The following is a 16,177-nucleotide window of genomic DNA, read 5'->3' on the forward strand; positions in this document are numbered from 1 at the left end:
GACGAAGGCCTGCTGACCGTGCGCCTGAACCGGGCGGATAAACTCAACGCCCTGACCAACGCCATGTACACGCGGCTGGCAGAGCTGTTCGAGGCCGCCAACAGCGACCCGCAGGTCGAGGTGATCCTGATCACCGGCAGCACCGGGTGCTTCACCGCCGGCAACGACCTGCCGGACTTTCTCGACCAACCCCCGACCGACCTGCAAAGCCCGGTGTTCCGCATGATGTGGGCGGTGCTGGCGCTGGACAAGCCGCTGATCGCGGCGGTTGCAGGGCCGGCGATCGGCATCGGTACCACGCTGCTGTTGCACTGCGACCAGGTGCTGGTCAGCCGTGACGCCAAGCTGCGCACGCCGTTCGTGGCACTGGGGGTATGCCCAGAGTTTGGCGCGAGCCTGTTGCTGCCACAGGTGCTGGGGCACGTGCGGGCGGCGCAACTGTTGCTGTGCAACCAGGCGCTGAATGGCGAACAGGCGGTGCAGTGGGGCCTGGCGAGCGAACTGTTCGACGATGGCGCGCAATGCCTGGCCGCCGCCGTCAAACTGGCGCGGCGCCTGCAGCAGCTGCCGGCCGATGCCCTGCGCATCAGCAGGCGTCTGCTCAAGGATGGGCAGCGCGAAGCATTGGCTGCAACGGTGGCCAAGGAAGGCCTGCTGTTCATCGAGCGGCTCAACAGCGATGCAGCAAGGGCAGCCTTGACCGCGATGGTATCGCGCAAGGGTGCCTGAGCCGGCACGCCGATTACGTGCGCAATACCTGCTCGCCAGCATTGCCGGGCAGGCGCACGGCATCGACCAGCGCGAGGCAGGCAATCAGCGCCACGCCGAACAACGCCCAATGGAAGTCGCTGACCGTCATCCCGCCCTCGCCGCCACGCAGCATCATCGCTACCCGTAACAACAGCGCCACCACGGCGACCCCCAGCGCCATCGCCAGCTGGAAGAACATGCTGAACAGTGTCGACGCCTCGCCCATCTGTGGCTTGGGCACCTCGGAGAAACCGACGGCATTGTAGGTGGTGAACTGCATCGAACGTGACAGCCCGCCCATGAACAGCACCAGCGCCATCCAGTACCACGGCATGCCCTGCTGCAAGCCCAGGCAGGCCAGAATGCTGCAGACACCGATCATGCCATTGACCAGCAATACGCGGCGGAAACCATAGCGGCGCAGCAAACCGGTGGTGAACGGCTTCATCGCCAGGTTGCCAGCGAAGATCGCCAGCACCAGCCAGCCGGCATCCACCGGTGACAGGCCGAAGCCGACCTGCAGCATCAGCGGAATGAGGAACGGCAAGGCGCTGATCGACAGGCGGAACAGCGTACCGCCGACGATGCTGGCCCTGAACGTAGCGATGCCCATGGCTGCCAATGGCAACAGCGGCGCCGGGTGGCGCTGGCAATGGCGAACCGCGAACCAGCTCAGCAAGCCGCCCGCTGCCACCAGTACCGCCCCGCCAGGCAGGCTGCCAGCGGCCAGCGATCCGAGCATTTCCAGGCCGATCATCCACGCGGCGCAGGCCGAGGCGAGCAAGCCGAAGCCGCGCAGGTCGAAGCGGCGTGCTTCGCCAGGGCGGCCAGCGGGAATCAGCCACCATGCTGCCGCAATGGCCAGCACGCCAAGCGGTATGTTCAGGTAGAAGATCCACGGCCACGACAGGTGGGTGACGATCAGCCCGCCGATGGGTGGCCCCAGTACCGGCGCTACCAGCCCGGGCCAGGTGACCACCGCGAGCCTCTTCACCAGGTCCTGCTTGTCGGTGGTGCGCAACACCACCAGGCGGCCGACCGGCACCATCAGCGCCCCGCCGATGCCTTGCAGCACCCGTGCGAAAACGAAGGTCTCCAGATCGGTCGCCAGGCCGCAGAGCCACGACGCCAGGGTGAACAGGCCGATGGCCCCGGCGAACACCTGCCGCGCGCCAAAGCGGTCGGCCAGCCAACCGCTGAGCGGGATGAACACCGCCACCGCCAGCAGGTAGGCGCTGATGCCGATGTTCAGGCTGACCGGGTGCTCGGCGAAGTCACGGGCCATCTGCGGCAACGCCGTGGCGATGACGGTGGCGTCGAGGTTCTCCATAAAAAAGGTAATGGCGACCAGCAAGGCGATGAAAGTGGTGTGCCGAGACGCGTTCACAAGTCCCTCCGGTGATTGATGGGTCCGGACCTGCGCGTTTTGTGCAGGCGCGCCGGCCATCAGATCATGTTCAGCGCCGCACGCAATGCCAGCAGGTAGGTCTCGACGCCAAACCCGCAGATCTGCCCGCGCACCACCTCGGCAAATACCGAATGATGGCGGAACGGCTCTCTGGCGTGGATGTTCGACATATGCACTTCGACCACCGGCGCCTCGACAATCGCCAGTGCGTCACGAATGCCGTAGCTGTAATGGGTCCAGGCCCCGGCATTGATCAGCACGGCATCCACCCGTTGCTCATAGGCCCGATGGATGCGTTCGCACATTGCGCCTTCGTAGTTGGTCTGGAAGCACTCTACGTGTGCACCGAGTTCCTCGCCCAGCGCCTGCAGGGCCTGGTCGATGTCGGCCAGGGTGGCCGTGCCGTACTGGCGCGGGTCGCGCTTGCCGAACATGTTGTGGTTGATGCCATGCAGCATCAGGACATTGGCGGGCATGGCTCACTCCAGGGGAATGGTCAGGCGGTCGATCACGGCACGGGTTTCAGGCCGTACCCCGCGCCACCAGGCAAATGCTTCTGCCGCCTGCTCCACCAGCATGCCGACGCCATCGGCCAAGCGCGCCACACCTTGCGCCTGCGCCATGCGCAGGAACGGTGTCAGGCCTTTGCCATAGGCCAGCTCATAGGCCAGGCGCGCGCCGCCCAGCACGCCAGCAGGCAGCGGCGGCAACTCACCGGTCAGGCTCGCGGAGGTGGCGTTGACGACGATATCGAAGGCTTGCCCGTCCAGTTCCTCATAACGGCTGATGCGCAGCCGGGGGTGATCCAGTTCGTTGCGCAAGGCCAGTGCCTTGGCCATGTCGCGGTTGGCGATCACCAGCTCACGCGGCCCGGCCTGCAGGAACGGCAGCAAGGCGCCGCGCACTGCGCCGCCGGCACCGAGCAAAAGCACCCGGCGCTGGCGCAGCGGCTCACCGAGGTTCTGCTCGATATCCCGCAGCAGGCCAATGCCATCGAAGTTCTCGGCGTAGATGCTGCCATCCTCGAACTTCAGCGCATTGGCCGCCCGTGCCAGCTGCGCACGCTCGCTGCGCCGGTCGGCCAGCTCGAAGGCGCGCAGCTTGAACGGCGCGGTGATGTTCATGCCCAGCCCGCCCTCGCTGCGCAATTGCAGCACCTGGGTCTCGAAGCCCTCAAGCTCGCCCTCGATGGCGCCGTACTCCAGGGCCTGGCCAGTGGCCTCGGCGAACAGGCCATGGATCAATGGGGACTTGGTGTGGTTGATCGGCCGGCCGATCACTGCATAGCGGTCGCTCATCGTGCATCTCCGTGGGTGAACAGCACACCATCTGCCTGCATGACGGTGATCTCTTCGGGGCTGAAGCCAAGTGCCGCGGCGACTTCGGCGTTGTGCTGGCCGAGGTCCGGAGCCACCTGGTGGATCGTGGTGTCGCAGTCGGAAAAGCGAAACGGCAGGTTGGGCAGGCGCAAGGTGCCGTAGCGCGGGTGTTGCTGTTCGATGACCATGTTGCGGGCCTGGATCTGCGGGTCGGCCAGCACCTCGTCGATGCGCTGCACCTTGGCGCTGGGGATGTCGATGCCATCCAGCAGCTGCAGGATATCGGCCACCTGGCGCGCGCCGACCCAGTCGCGGACCACGGCCAGGATCGCCTGGCGGTGGGCGTTGCGACCGTTGAGGCTGTGGTAGCGCGTGTCGCTGCCAAACCCGCTCGGGCCACCGTTGGCTTCTAGCATGGCGGCAAAGCGTTGCCAGGCATCGTCGACCTGGGCGGCGATCACCAGGTCGCCATCGGCAGCGCGGAACACGCCGTACAGGGTCGAGGTGGGCATGTCATGGCCCGTCTGTTCCGGCAACACGGTGCCATCGGACAACGTGTAGCACTGCACCGCGTACTCATGCATCGACACCAGCGTGTCGTACAGGGCCATGTCGATGTGCTGGCCGCGGCCGCTGCTGACCCGGCCCAGCAGCGCCGCATTGATTGCCGCCACGGCATGGATGCCGGTGTACATGTCGCCCAGCGAAATGCGCAGCAGCGGCGGCGCTTCGCCGGGCACGCCGACCATCTGCATGATCCCGCTCTTGGCCTCGGCGATCAGCCCGAAGCCGGCGCGGTGGGCGTCCGGCCCGGTATGGCCGTAGGCGGAAATCGAGCAGTACACCAGGCGCGGGTTGCGCGCCGCGAGTTCGGCGTAGCCCAGGCCCAGCTTGTCCAGGGCGCCGGGGCGGTAGTTTTCGATGAACACGTCGGCCGAATCGGTCAGGCGCTGCATGAAGGCCTTGCCGCGCGGGTCCTTCATGTTCACGCTGACGCCCTGCTTGCCCATGTTCAGCTGCAGGAAGTAACCGCTCTGCTGGTCGTCCAGGGTGAATGCATGCTGCCGGCCGGCATCGCCGCTGCCCGGCCGCTCGACCTTGATCACCTCTGCGCCCAGGGCTGCCAGGCAGCGCCCGACATAAGGGCCGGCGAGGAAGTGGCTGTAGTCGATGACGCGGATACCCGCCAATGGCAATGCCTGGCTCATGCTTCGGCCCTCCGCGGCACCATCAGCCGGTGCTCGCCGCGCTGCACGACTTCGCCGTGCTGGTTGATCAGCTCCGAGGGCAGCACCACGATGCCCCACCCTTGCCGGCTTTTGCTCGGGCGCATCGCCCCCACGCGCATGCGCACGTGCAACACATCGTTGACCTTGATCGGCAGCACGAAGTCCCAGGTCCAGCCCAGCGACATGCCCGGCAGGAAACGGTAGTCGCACTGGGTCTTCAGGCCGTCGGCAATCGACAGCCCGAACAGGCCGTGGGCAACCAGGCAGCCGAAGTGGCTGGCGTTGGCGTACGCCTCGTCGACGTGCACCGGGGTGTGGTCACCGGTCAGGTCGGCGTAGGCCAGGATCCGTTCGCGGGTCACGGTATAGGTCGGGCTGATGCATTCATCGCCTTCGCGGGCGTCGTCCCAGTATTTTTCCACCACGCTCATGCCTGAACCTCCGCGCGGGGGTCGATGGCCAAGGCCTGGGCGACGCAGGCCGCTGGCAACGCCTGGATGAATTCCACGGCCAGGCCGTCGGGCAGGCGCAACCAGTTACGCCCTTGGGGCATCTCGCTGACGCCGAAACACTGGGCCGCCGCCAAGGCGGCTTCGAGGTCTTCGCACATGATGCCCAGGTGCGCCATGCGCCCTTCCGGGCCGACGAAGTCCGGCTGGTGGATGAACTGCAGGCCACCCAGGGTCCAGTACTGCGCGGGCCGCTCGACGTCGCCCTGCACTTCGCGCATGGTCATGCCGCACACTTCGCTGAAGAAACGGATATGCCACTGGATGTCGCGCACCCAGAACGCGACATGTTCGAGGTAGGCTTTTGGCTGGCTCATGGGTTGTCCCTCTTCTGGTGATCGGCCATGGCGCGTTCGATGCCCTTGATGCAGGCCACCAGGGTTGCGTTGACCGGTGTGGCCACGCCATGGCGCTGGCCCCAGCGCACGACGGAGCCGTTGATGAAGTCGATTTCGGTGATCGAGCCTTTTTCCAGGCTTTGCAGCATTGAGGTGCGGAAACTCGCCGGCAGGCCTTCGGCAGCCAGCGTCCAGGCAGCCTCGGGGCTGGTCAGGCTCAGGCGGATGCCGGCGCGCTCGGCCACGGCGATGGCCTCGGCCACGGCGGCCTTGGCGGTGCTCGCCAGCAGCGGTTCGCTGTACAGCTGGCCGTAGCTGAGCATGGTGATACCGCTCAGCGCGCCGGTGGCGACGTTTACCAGAAGCTTGTCCCACATGGTGCCGAGGATGTTGTCGCTGACCGTGGTGGCCAGCCCGGCGCCGTTGAAGGCGGCGGCAATGGCTTGCACACGGGGCGTGAGCTGGCCGTCCAGCTCGCCGATGAAGGTCTGCTTGCCCGCCACACCGGCACGGATCGCACCCGGCGCCAGGAGCACGCCGCCGACGTAGGTCTTGCCCGCCAGCACCCGCTCGCGCCCTACCGCCTCCGCCAGGATGTCCTCGTGGCCCAGGCCGTTCTGCAGCGACAGCACCAGCGTCTGCGGCCCGATCAGCGCGCTGGCACCGGTAATGGCCTCGGCGGTGTGGAACGACTTGACCAGCACCACCACCAGGTCCGCCACGCCGACGTCCTCGGCATCGATTGCGGCGTTGACCCGCACTTGGCGCTCGCCACGTTCGTCCTGCACCTGCAGCCCGTGCAGGTTCATGGCCTCGACATGCGCACGGCCACGGTTCAACAGCCAGGTTTCATGCCCCGCCTCGCTCAAGGCCGCGCCAATGGCGCAACCCAGGGCACCGGCACCGAGAATGCAGATTTTCACGTCGCAGACCTCCTGTGGTTTGCGACTACCTTATGCAGCGAGGCTTATTTGGGCTATACAATGGCCTCAATAGAACTATTGAGATTCGCAATAATGACCCCGCTCGAGCCCTTGCCGGAACCCAAGCTGCTGCAGTTGTTCGAGGTGCTTTACCAGTGCCGAAGCGTGACCCGCGCCGCCGAGCAGCTTGGCCAGAGCCAACCGACCCTGAGCATCTGGCTGGCGCGCCTGCGTGAGCAGTTGAACGACCCGTTGTTCGTGCGCACGCCGGGCGGCATGGCCCCTACCCCGCGGGCCGACCAGCTGATAGGCCCGTGCCGGGAAGTGCTGGAGTCGCTGCGCCGCCTCAGCGACTGGGCGCCGCAGTTCATGCCGGCCACGGCACAACGGCGCTTTCGCCTGTGTGTCAGCGATGCCAGCCATATCACCTTGCTGCCCAGCATCCTCAACCATCTGCGCAGCCATGCGCCGGGCATTCGCCTGGAAGCGGCGCGGATCGATGGCAATACCGAGAGCGCGCTGGAATCCGGTGAAGCGGACCTGGCCATCGGTTTGGTGCCCGGGCTTGGCGCGGGCATGTATCAACAGGTGCTGTTCGAACAGGACTGGGTTTGCCTGAGCAGCGCACAGCATCCGCGGTTGGGCGATGGCATGAGCGTGGCGCGCTACCGCGCCGAGGGGCACGTGCAGATCAGTGCCGGGACCGGGCAGAAGCTGCTCGAAACCGGCCTGGCGCGGGCCGGGATCGAGCGCAAAACCATGCTCGAACTGCCCGGCTTTCTCGGCTTGGGCATGATCGTCGGGACCACCGACCTGGTCGCCACGCTGCCGCGACACATCGGCCAGACGCTTGCCGACATGCACGGGCTGCGGCTGCATGACTGCCCGTTTGCCGTGGAGCGCTTCACCGTCAAGCAACATTGGCATGCGCGCTATCACCAGGACGCTGGCAATCGCTGGATCAGAGGGGTGATCCGCGAGTTGTTTCAACAGCCGCCAGCCTGATGCTGCACCTCAACGCAGGTAGTCCTGGACCCATTTCACCCAGCAATCGGCGCCTATCTTCACCAGCGCATCGTTGAAGTCATAGTGCGGGTTGTGCACCGAGCAGCCATGGAACTCGCCGGTACCGTTGCCCAGCATGAAATAGCAGCCTGGCCGCGCCTGCAGCATGTAGGCGAAGTCTTCGGTGCCCATGACTTTTTTCGGCATCGTGTCCAGCAGCGCACCGTCAGCGAACAACGGCCTCAGGCTGTCACGCAGCAACGCGCTTTCCTGGTCGCTGTTGCACAGCGCCGGCGCCAGTTGAGTGAACTGCACATCGATCTGCACGCCGAAGCTTTCAGCATGGCCTTTGACCAGGGCGTCGATGCGACTGTTGATCTTCTGCTGCGTTTCGGCCGTGTCGGTGCGCACGCTCAGCAGCATGCACGCTTCATCGGGGATGATGTTGTAGACGGTGCCGGCCTGGATCATGCCAATGCTGATGACCGCGTATTCCTCGACACTCAGGTTGCGCGACTTGATGGTCTGGATGGCGCTGATCAGGCTGTTCAGTGCCATCACCGGGTCGACCGACAGTTCCGGCATCGCACCGTGGCCACCCTTGCCGGTGATGCGAATGCTGACGCGCTGCGAAGACGCCATGGTTGGCCCGGCCTGAACCACGCAGGTGCCCACCGGCAAGCCGGGCATGTTGTGCAGGGCGTACACCGAATCACACGGAAAACGCTCGAACAGGCCATCGTCGAGCATGGCCTTGGCCCCGGCCAGGCCTTCTTCATCCGGCTGGAAGATCACATTCAACGTGCCATTGAAATCGCGCGTGGCAGCCAGCTGCGAAGCGGCGGCCAGGAGGATGGCAGTATGCCCGTCGTGGCCACAGGCATGCATGCGACCAGGGATCTTGCTGGCATGGGCGAAGGGGTTTTTCTCGGTCATGGGCAAGGCATCCATGTCGGCGCGCAAACCGATGCTGCGTGGACTGTCGCCCACCTTCAACACGCCGACCACACCATGCCCGCCCACGTTGCGATGGACCTCGTAGCCCCACGCCTGGAGCCAGTCGGCCACCAGCGCGGCGGTGTCGGGGGTGTCGCCGCCCAGTTCCGGCGCGGCGTGGATCTGTCGGCGCAGCGTGACGAACTCATCCAGTGCCGCGGCCTCGCACTGAGGCGGTTTGCTCAGGAACGTACCCATGTCACTCGCATCCTTTGTTTTCAGGGAAATAACGGAGGCAGGCCAGGCTGACCACGCCACCCGCCAGGAGGAAATAGGCCGGCGCCATCGGGGTCTGTAGCGCGGCGATCAGCCAGGTGGCCACCAGCGGCGCGAAGCCGCCGAAGAGGGTCACGCCGAGGCTGTAACTGACCGAGGTGCCGAAGGAGCGCCGGGCTTTCGGGAAGCCCTCCATGATCAGCGCGAAGAATGCGCCCGCACCGATGCAGGTCGGCAAGATCAACACCGCGACGCACATCATGGCCAGGCCCATGTCGCGCACCTGCCCAAGCAGGTGGAACACTGGCAGGATCAGCACCACCGGCGTGGCCACTGTCCAGGCCAGCAGGCGCTTGCGCAACTGGTACCGGTCGGCAAACTTGCCCGCCAGCGGGCAGATCACCGCCATGCAGCCGCTGCTGATGCAGGCGATGGCCATGGCGCTGCCAGGCGGATACTGCAAGGTGGTGGTGAGGTAAGTGGGCATGTAGAACACCAACAGGTACATGCCGATGGTCGAACTGGCCATCAGGCCGATGCCCAGGGCAATGCGTTTGAGCAGTTGCGCATCGAGCCCTTGTCCGCCATGCGACACTGGCGTCGCCTCGTGGGTTTCTGGCAGGCGCGTGCGAATGTACCAACCGACCGGGCCGATCAGCAGCCCGACGATGAAGGGTAGCCGCCACCCCCAGCTTTCCAGGGCCACAGGGTCAAGCGACTGGTGCAGCGCAAAGCCGAAGGCGGCGCCCACCAAGGCGGCATACCCCTGGCTGGCGGCCTGCCAGCTGACATTCCGACAACGGTTGCTGACCGCACTCGACTCCATCAGAAACACCGATGCCGTCCCGACCTCCCCGCCTGCCGACAGGCCTTGAATGAGTCGACCGAGCACCAGCAAAAGCGTGGCGAAAATGCCAATCTGCGAATAGGTGGGCGCAAAGGCGATTAACGCGGTGCCCAGGGTCATCAGGCCTATGGTGAGGCTCAAGGCGGCCTTGCGCCCATGCCGGTCGGCATAGCGACCGATGACCATTGCCCCGATGGGACGCATGAGGAAACCCACACCAAAGGTGGCCAGCGACATCAATAACGACGCCGTCGCCGATTCGGCGGGGAAGAAATGCTTGCCGATCAGCACGGCGAAGAAGCTGTAGATGGTGAAGTCGTACATTTCCAACGCATTGCCCAGCGAACAGGCGACCAAGGTCTTGCGCGAAGCATGCCCCCCTTGTGCGGCGCTATGCGCGCCGGGCTGCACGGCGGTCGATGCGGGTAGCGGTGTCGTCATTGTTTTCTCCGATGGCAAATCGCGGCGTGCCACGACTATCGGCCAATCGGGCAAGCAACACACTTGCAGTTTCGGCATACACCTAACCGAGGGTTAATCACTCGGCGCAGTCGACGGCCAACATGCCCAGAAGTGGCGCACCATTCGCCCTGCCTGTACCCGCTGCCCCGTTAACGCACATTGAGCGGCCCACCGCACGGCACCTTGCCGGGTGTTGGCAGGCGCTCTGCAGCAGGCGTCGCCGCCAGACGTGGGCAGCGCCAGCAGTTGATTAACCAAGTTGCATAGGGTTGCCGAATAAGCAATCGCACTGAAACGATCTGTTCACCGACGCTACGGGCCACCCCATCAGTGAGTTGGCCTGGAGTCGTGAATGAACACTCGCACTACCTCGATGCTGTTGATGATTCAATGTGCCGGCCTTGCCGTGCAGGCGCACGCCGAGGGTTTCCCGAGCCTGGGCCGGATTGCGCCAGGCTTCGGTTATTACGGGGTGGATAACGGCTTCGATGACAAGCTCAAGGTCTACGGCACCGTGGACGCCTTCACCAGCTATCACGACTCGCAGCACCATTCGGGTTTTCGTCTGGCCGGTGGCGGCGCATGGACCAACAAGCTCGGGCTGTATGTCAGGAAGGCAGTGGGCACCGATACTGTCCTGGAACTGGATGTCGAAGAGGGCTTCAACGTCAACGGCAAAGCCTTGGCAGGGACCTGGGACACGATCGGCAGCCTGCGCCTGGCCACGCTGGCCTTGCGCTCGCGAACCCTGGGCAAGCTTGAGTTCGGCAAGACCTACAGCATGGGCACACCGACCTACGCCGACCCGTTCCTCGCCACGTATGGCTCGCCCTACACCTTCCTGGCCCTGCCTGCGGCCGGCAAAGGTGCCTATAACCTGGACCTGCGGCCGAAACATACCCTGGCCTACACCAGCCCGACCCTGAACGGCTTCAGCCTCGGCACCGCAGTCACCTTCGGCTTCGATGATGCCGCCAGCCAGGGGCGTACCGTGCGCGGTGGCGGCGCCAGGCTGCAATACCGCACCAGTACGCTGATGCTGCTGGCCTCCTACAACCTGTATTACAGCGATCCTTGGGACGACGGCGGCACCTCACGCCAGACCGCCAACCATTACAAGAGCCTGTCGACGTTCTATGATTTCGGCCCGCTGGCCACCAGCCTGACCTGGCAACACCAGGCTGTCGAACAGCACGGCACCCCCAGTACCACGCTGTACACCTTCGGCGTAATGGCACCGATTGGCCAACTGGACGTGCTGCGCCTGGCCGTGATGCAGCGCCAGGTCACGGCGCGCGATAAGAATGCCCAAGGGGTGATGCTCGGCTACGATCATTTCATCAACCCACGCTGGGCTGTGTATGGGCGGGTTGGCAAGATCTTCAACCAGCCTGCGTCCTCGGTCACCTACGCTGGCACCCCGCTGGACCAGCTGGGCGACGACCCCAGCAACCTCTCCCTAGGCATGTACTACCACTTCTGACGGCGCCGGGCGGGTTTGCCTGAGCACCTGCCCGCGCAAGCTGTGAAACAGTTCCTGGGCGGGTGCGGTCAGGCTGTGGCGGTCGATGCAGACCAGGTTGACCGGGTAATCCGGAATCAGCTCCTGCACTGCCACGGCCAGGTACTCGCCATCAACGCCAAAGGCAAACCCCTGGTCCACGGCCAGCTCACTGATGGTCATCAATGATTCGGTGTTCTTCAACAGCTTCAGCGCCATCATCACCGACGTGCATTCAACGGTGTTCTGCGGCACCCGCAGGCCGTTGCTATCGAACAGCTGGTGAAACTGCGATGCCGGGTCCGAGAGTTCATCCAGGCTGATCCACGGGGCGTATTGCAAGGTGCGCAGTGACTTGGCGAACTTCTGCTGATTCGACGCATGGCAGATCACCCGGCCCTTGATGCTGCCAAGCGCTTCCCAGTCCAGGTTGAGCCGGTTCAACGGCTGCTGCGAAGTAATGGCAAAATCCAGGCTGCCATCGCGCAGCCGTTGCAGAATCTGACTGGGGCGCAGGTCGGTGATGGTGATCTTCACCCGCGGGTATTTGCGCCGGAAGGCCAGGATGCTGTCGTCGACCCCGTCCAGCATCGCCGTCAGCGAAGTCACCCCGATGGACACTGCGCCCACCGCGGCGTCCTGGATACTGGCCGCTTCGATCTGCAGGCGGCGAATGCTTTCCACCACCAGGTTGGCATGGCGGATGACGCGCTTGCCTTCCTCGGTCAGGGCCATGCCTTTGGATGAGCGCTGCAACAGGCTGAAACCGACCTCGCGCTCAAGCTCCTTGATCGACCGGCTCAGTGCAGGCTGGGTGATATGCATGAGCTTGGACGCTTCGAGAATGCTGCCTGCGTTGTGGATGGCGACCAGCGCCTTGAGTTGGTGAAGTTTCAAAGGTCTCTACCTTGTTGTCAGCGGGCCACTTCCATGCCGCGCACAGATTACCGCAAGCACCACCTGCGCAGTGCAACGTCCGTGCCGCTTGCGTTACCATGGCGGCCCCTTCGTTGAGGTCGCGTGCAATGAGCAAACACGGCCAGACCATCCTGGTCGCCCTGCGCAAGATGATCGCCTCCGGCGAACTGGCCGGCGGTGAACGGTTGATGGAAGTCCCTACCGCAGAACGTTTCGGCGTTTCCCGCATGCCGGTGCGCATGGCGTTCCGCACCCTGGAACAGGAAGGCCTGCTGGTGCGCCATGGCGGCAAGGGCTTCCAGGTACGTACGTTGAGCGTCGATGACCTCACCGGCGCCGTGGAGGTCCGCGGCGTTCTTGAAGGGCTGGCAGCCCGCCTGTGCGCCGAACGTGGCCTGGACGCACAAGCCATGGCCACCCTGGTGCAATGCCTCGATGAGGGCGACGCCCTGTTCGCCAAGGGCTACATCACCGAACAGGACCTGGCGGCCTATCACGACCTCAACGTGCGCTTGCACCAGGTGATCGTGGCGGGCAGCGGCAACCCCGCCATTGCCGAGGCGCTGGCGCGCAATGACCATCGCCCGTTCGCCTCGGTGTCGGCGCTGGCCTTCGACCGCGACGACATGGCCCGCGAGTACCGGCGCTTCAATTACGCCCACATGCAGCACCACTCATTGGTCGATGCACTGCGCAACGGCCAGGGCGCACGCGCCGAAAACATCATGCGCGAACACGCCAATGCCACGCTGCGCTATGCCGAAGTGTTCGGCGCGGCCAGCACGGCAAGTGGCGTCCAGGTGATTTCCAGGGGCGACTAGGCGCACCCTACAGGTCCAGCACCAGCATGGGCGTCCTGGCCCGTGAACAGCACGGGGTGAACTGGTCATTGGCGGCCTGCTCGGCTTCGGTCAGGTACAGGTCGCGATGCTCCGGCACGCCTTCCAGCACCCGGGTCAGGCAGGTGCCGCAGACCCCCTGCTCGCACGACACCGCCATCGGCACGCCGTGGCTTTGCAAAACCTGAACCACGGTCTTGTCCGCAGGAATCTCGAATACCTGGCCGGTGCTGGCGAGCCTGACCGAAAACACCCCGTCACCCGCGTTGTCGACTGGCGCGGCGGCGAAGTACTCGCGGTGCAGCTGGGTGTCCTGCCAACCCTGACGGCGGGCATCGTCCAGTACCTGCTGCATGAAGCCAGCCGGGCCGCAGACGTACAGGTGATCCTCCGCGCCGGGCACAGCCAGTACCTGGGCCAGGTCAAGCCGGGTCTGCGGGAGCGCGTCGAAATGCAGATGGACCCGGCCGGCGAACGGTGTCGCCGCCAGGCGCTGGAGAAATGCCGCACGCTCGCTGGAGCGGGCGCAGTAGTGCAACTCGAAATGATCGCCTTGCAGCCACAATTGCTCTGCCATGCACAGGATCGGGGTGATCCCGATGCCGCCGGCAAACAGCAAACTGCGGCGGGCACTGGGCGCCAGGGCAAAGAGATTGCGCGGCTCGCTGATCAGCAGCCGCTGCCCCGCTTCGACCTGCTCGTGCAGGCAGCGGGAGCCGCCGCGCGATGCTGCATCATTAAGCACGCCGATCAGGTAGCGGTGACGCTCCTGCGGGTGATTGCACAAGGAGTACTGGCGCACCAGGCCGCCGGGCAAGTGCACATCGATGTGCGCCCCGGCACTGAATGCGGGTAGCGGCCGGCCTTGGGCGCAGCGCAATTCGTAGCTGCAGATACCTTCGGCTTCACGGGTTCGGGCTGTGACGACGACTTCAATCATGGCTCACCTTGCATGGACGGCCACCGGGATGGCCGGTCTGGGCATCGACGGGGACGGTTACTGCGCGGTTGCGATCAGCGCTGCAGCGGCGCCGGTCTGTTCTTGGGCGACCCACCGCTCGAGTATGCGTCGCGCCTGCACGCCGCCCGCATCGATATTGAGCTTGAGCAGGTTGCGCTGCGGGTTCGCCAGCAGGTTGGCCTGTTGCTGTTCAAGCATGTCGAGATCTTCGCTGAAGATCTTGCCCTGCCCTTCGCGAATGCTGGCGGTCAGGGCCTGATCCTCAGGGTTGAAGTTGCGCGCCATGCCCCAGAAGTACCAGATCGAGGTCTCGGTCTCCGGTGTGATGAAGTCGACCACGATGCTCGACGCTTTGTCCTGGGCGGCCGCGTGGTAGCCCCCTTTGCCGGCGAGCGCCACGCCCACTTCGATCAGGACATGGCTGGGTGGGGTGAAACGGCAGATCTGCCAGCGGTCGACCGGCTGGTCGTCGGGCAGCTGATTGCCCCGCAGTGCCATGCGCCAGAACGGTGGCGCCATGATGTTCTGCATGTGGCGGGCGGTGACCACCTCGTCGCCGTTGACCGTAGTGACCGGCGGTGCTTCGTCGATTTCCTTCTGGCCGATGCTGGAGGCATGAACGTAGGTTTCGTGGGTCAGATCCATCAGGTTGTCGATCATCAGGCGATAGTCGCAATTGATGTGGAACAACCCGCCGCCGTAAGCCCACTCGTCACTCTCTGCCCATGGCAGGTGGCACAGGCTGGCTGGGTCGGCCAGTGCCTGATCGCCGGGCCAGACCCAGACAAAGCCATAACGCTCGACCGTGGCATAGGCCTTGTTGCAGGGGAAGCCCCGAACTCGCTGGCCTGGCATCTCGACGGCCTTGCCATCGCCGCCCATGACCAGGCCATGGTAACCGCAGACGAGGTTGCCATGCTCGACATAGCCCAGGGACAACGGTGCCCCACGGTGCGGGCAGAAATCCTCGACGGCGCGGATCAGGTTCTGCTGACCGCGGTAGAACACCATCTTTTCTCCGCAGATCTGCCGGCCCAGGGGTTTTTCGGTGATTTCGTCAGGGGTGCAGGCAACGTACCAGGCGTTTTTCGGGAACATCCGATTCTCCGATTGATTGTTTTTGTGGATCCATTAACAACCAAAAACAGGAAATCAGTCAACAGAAAAGTAGCTTGAGAATATTTATGGATCCACAAGCCACTTAAAACGCGTGGCTACTTGCTGGCGATCGACTGATTCGTCAGCGGGCAGCTCTGGGCGTTGAGAAAACGCGATGTCTTCAGCCAGTGCTGCTGCGGGTAATAAGCAAACACATAACTGCCGCGTTGCAGCGTATCGATCAGCTTGCCGGCAATGGCCGGCCGCACGGCCGGGCAGCCCTGGCTGCGGCCCAGGCGCCCGAGGCCCGGAACCACCTTGGGGTCGGCATAGGCGGCGGCATGCATGACAATCGCCCGTGACATGCTGTTGTCGTTGAACCCCGGCTCCAGCCCCTGCAGGCGCAGTGAGCGGCCATGCTTGCCGCTGTAGATCTGGCCGGTTTCATACAGGCCGATGGACGATTGGTAGCTGTTCGGGGCGTTGGAGAACGTGGTCGGCACATCGGCGCCGCTGTTCTTGCCATGGGCAACCCACTCCTCGAACAACAGCTTGCGCGCGCGCAAGTCGAACACCCACAGGCGCTTGTCACGCGAGGCCTTGGAGTAATCGATCACCGTCAGCAGCTTGCCTGCCTCGCCGTGGCTGGCACAGGCGTAGGCCGTAAGGGCCATGCCCAGCGCCGACAGGCTGGCGTTGGGTGCCAGCTGCTGCAACTCGGCGGCGCTGGGCAGGGGCTGCGCGTGGGCGGCTTGCCAGGCGCTGAGGAAAAACAGGCCAAAACTGGCCACTGAGAGCCGGAAAGCTCCCCGCAAAGATTCAAACATCGACATGGACTACCCCGGGTAAAGGCCTGTC

17 protein-coding genes are annotated in these 16,177 nt (G+C 64.5%); 4 read left to right on the forward strand and 13 right to left on the reverse strand.

The features are described from left to right. The coding region (locus tag APH33_RS03275; RefSeq protein ID WP_156351874.1) for an enoyl-CoA hydratase-related protein at positions 1-729 on the forward strand (729 nt) is incomplete at its 5' end. A 13-nt stretch (positions 730-742) separates the two neighbouring features. Here APH33_RS03275 and APH33_RS03280 read toward each other — a convergent pair. Genes APH33_RS03280 through APH33_RS03310 form a run of 7 tightly spaced genes read right to left on the reverse strand, consistent with a single transcriptional unit; the run spans position 743 to position 6,476 of the window. Then, positions 743-2,197: an MFS transporter gene (locus APH33_RS03280; RefSeq protein WP_082433417.1), complete on the reverse strand. Its 1,455-nt coding sequence runs from the start codon at positions 2,195-2,197 to the stop codon at positions 743-745. Further along, complete coding sequence (gene aroQ, locus APH33_RS03285) at positions 2,197-2,634, reverse strand: type II 3-dehydroquinate dehydratase (protein WP_054883771.1); 438 nt, start codon at positions 2,632-2,634, stop codon at positions 2,197-2,199. Before aroQ ends, APH33_RS03280 begins: the two co-directional genes overlap by 1 nt. Before the next feature lie 3 nt (positions 2,635-2,637). Further along, the gene (aroE, locus tag APH33_RS03290; RefSeq protein WP_054883772.1) at positions 2,638-3,456 is read right to left on the reverse strand and encodes a shikimate dehydrogenase; all 819 of its coding nucleotides are present in this window, start codon (positions 3,454-3,456) and stop codon (positions 2,638-2,640) included. Further along, a complete protein-coding gene (locus APH33_RS03295; protein WP_054883773.1) occupies positions 3,453-4,685 on the reverse strand; it encodes a CaiB/BaiF CoA-transferase family protein in 1,233 nt (410 codons plus the stop codon). The genes aroE and APH33_RS03295 overlap by 4 nt, the downstream gene beginning before the upstream one ends. Beyond that, a complete protein-coding gene (locus tag APH33_RS03300) occupies positions 4,682-5,137 on the reverse strand; it encodes a MaoC family dehydratase (RefSeq protein WP_054883774.1) in 456 nt (151 codons plus the stop codon). The genes APH33_RS03295 and APH33_RS03300 overlap by 4 nt, the downstream gene beginning before the upstream one ends. Next, on the reverse strand, positions 5,134-5,532 hold the full coding sequence (locus APH33_RS03305) for a VOC family protein (RefSeq protein ID WP_054883775.1): 399 nt from the start codon (positions 5,530-5,532) through the stop codon (positions 5,134-5,136). The genes APH33_RS03300 and APH33_RS03305 overlap by 4 nt, the downstream gene beginning before the upstream one ends. Next, positions 5,529-6,476, reverse strand: a complete 948-nt coding sequence (locus APH33_RS03310; protein ID WP_054883776.1) for a ketopantoate reductase family protein — start codon at positions 6,474-6,476, stop codon at positions 5,529-5,531. Before APH33_RS03310 ends, APH33_RS03305 begins: the two co-directional genes overlap by 4 nt. Positions 6,477-6,569: 93 nt before the next feature. Here APH33_RS03310 and APH33_RS03315 point away from each other — a divergent pair, with 93 nt between their 5' ends. Beyond that, the gene (locus APH33_RS03315; RefSeq protein WP_054883777.1) at positions 6,570-7,481 is read left to right on the forward strand and encodes a LysR family transcriptional regulator; all 912 of its coding nucleotides are present in this window, start codon (positions 6,570-6,572) and stop codon (positions 7,479-7,481) included. Positions 7,482-7,490: 9 nt separating this feature from the next. Here the strand turns inward: APH33_RS03315 and APH33_RS03320 are convergent, their stop codons facing one another. Further along, positions 7,491-8,675 carry a M20 aminoacylase family protein gene (locus tag APH33_RS03320; protein WP_054883778.1) on the reverse strand — a complete coding sequence of 395 codons (1,185 nt, stop codon included), beginning with the start codon at positions 8,673-8,675 and terminating at the stop codon, positions 7,491-7,493. A gap of 1 nt (position 8,676) precedes the next feature. Beyond that, complete coding sequence (locus APH33_RS03325) at positions 8,677-9,981, reverse strand: MFS transporter (RefSeq protein WP_054883779.1); 1,305 nt, start codon at positions 9,979-9,981, stop codon at positions 8,677-8,679. 373 nt (positions 9,982-10,354) lie between these two features. On the opposite strand from APH33_RS03325, the gene APH33_RS03330 reads away from it, so the two are divergent. Then, positions 10,355-11,485 (forward strand): porin, encoded by a 1,131-nt coding sequence (locus APH33_RS03330; RefSeq protein WP_054883780.1) that lies wholly within the window; start codon positions 10,355-10,357, stop codon positions 11,483-11,485. Here APH33_RS03330 and APH33_RS03335 read toward each other — a convergent pair. After that, positions 11,462-12,400 carry a LysR family transcriptional regulator gene (locus tag APH33_RS03335; RefSeq protein ID WP_054883781.1) on the reverse strand — a complete coding sequence of 313 codons (939 nt, stop codon included), beginning with the start codon at positions 12,398-12,400 and terminating at the stop codon, positions 11,462-11,464. The genes APH33_RS03330 and APH33_RS03335 overlap by 24 nt on opposite strands. Positions 12,401-12,528: 128 nt before the next feature. Here APH33_RS03335 and APH33_RS03340 point away from each other — a divergent pair, with 128 nt between their 5' ends. Next, positions 12,529-13,242: a GntR family transcriptional regulator gene (locus tag APH33_RS03340; protein ID WP_054883782.1), complete on the forward strand. Its 714-nt coding sequence runs from the start codon at positions 12,529-12,531 to the stop codon at positions 13,240-13,242. A 7-nt stretch (positions 13,243-13,249) separates the two neighbouring features. Here APH33_RS03340 and APH33_RS03345 read toward each other — a convergent pair whose 3' ends face one another. The 3 genes from APH33_RS03345 to APH33_RS03355 form a co-directional block, all read right to left on the reverse strand. Next, entirely contained in the window at positions 13,250-14,200 is a 951-nt protein-coding gene (locus tag APH33_RS03345; RefSeq protein ID WP_054883783.1) for a PDR/VanB family oxidoreductase, read from the reverse strand. Positions 14,201-14,257: 57 nt separating this feature from the next. Beyond that, positions 14,258-15,319 carry an aromatic ring-hydroxylating dioxygenase subunit alpha gene (locus tag APH33_RS03350; protein ID WP_054883784.1) on the reverse strand — a complete coding sequence of 354 codons (1,062 nt, stop codon included), beginning with the start codon at positions 15,317-15,319 and terminating at the stop codon, positions 14,258-14,260. A gap of 116 nt (positions 15,320-15,435) precedes the next feature. After that, positions 15,436-16,152 (reverse strand): murein L,D-transpeptidase catalytic domain family protein, encoded by a 717-nt coding sequence (locus APH33_RS03355; protein WP_082433419.1) that lies wholly within the window; start codon positions 16,150-16,152, stop codon positions 15,436-15,438. Between the last annotated feature and the right edge of the window lie 25 nt (positions 16,153-16,177).

Origin of the sequence: Pseudomonas sp. NBRC 111130 (genome assembly GCF_001320485.1) — a bacterium.
GTDB classification, from domain to species: Bacteria; Pseudomonadota; Gammaproteobacteria; order Pseudomonadales; family Pseudomonadaceae; genus Aquipseudomonas; species Aquipseudomonas vlassakiae.

Coding starts and splice junctions, on each gene's coding strand:
- aroE (WP_054883772.1), bottom strand. CDS start 3,456: ATGAGCGACCGCTATGCAGTGATCGGCCGGCCGATCAACCACACCAAG.
- APH33_RS03280 (WP_082433417.1), bottom strand. CDS start 2,197: ATGGCCGGCGCGCCTGCACAAAACGCGCAGGTCCGGACCCATCAATCA.
- APH33_RS03345 (WP_054883783.1), bottom strand. CDS start 14,200: ATGATTGAAGTCGTCGTCACAGCCCGAACCCGTGAAGCCGAAGGTATC.
- aroQ (WP_054883771.1), bottom strand. CDS start 2,634: ATGCCCGCCAATGTCCTGATGCTGCATGGCATCAACCACAACATGTTC.
- APH33_RS03340 (WP_054883782.1), top strand. CDS start 12,529: ATGAGCAAACACGGCCAGACCATCCTGGTCGCCCTGCGCAAGATGATC.
- APH33_RS03355 (WP_082433419.1), bottom strand. CDS start 16,152: ATGTCGATGTTTGAATCTTTGCGGGGAGCTTTCCGGCTCTCAGTGGCC.
- APH33_RS03325 (WP_054883779.1), bottom strand. CDS start 9,981: ATGACGACACCGCTACCCGCATCGACCGCCGTGCAGCCCGGCGCGCAT.
- APH33_RS03305 (WP_054883775.1), bottom strand. CDS start 5,532: ATGAGCCAGCCAAAAGCCTACCTCGAACATGTCGCGTTCTGGGTGCGC.
- APH33_RS03300 (WP_054883774.1), bottom strand. CDS start 5,137: ATGAGCGTGGTGGAAAAATACTGGGACGACGCCCGCGAAGGCGATGAA.
- APH33_RS03315 (WP_054883777.1), top strand. CDS start 6,570: ATGACCCCGCTCGAGCCCTTGCCGGAACCCAAGCTGCTGCAGTTGTTC.
- APH33_RS03295 (WP_054883773.1), bottom strand. CDS start 4,685: ATGAGCCAGGCATTGCCATTGGCGGGTATCCGCGTCATCGACTACAGC.
- APH33_RS03350 (WP_054883784.1), bottom strand. CDS start 15,319: ATGTTCCCGAAAAACGCCTGGTACGTTGCCTGCACCCCTGACGAAATC.
- APH33_RS03320 (WP_054883778.1), bottom strand. CDS start 8,675: ATGGGTACGTTCCTGAGCAAACCGCCTCAGTGCGAGGCCGCGGCACTG.
- APH33_RS03330 (WP_054883780.1), top strand. CDS start 10,355: ATGAACACTCGCACTACCTCGATGCTGTTGATGATTCAATGTGCCGGC.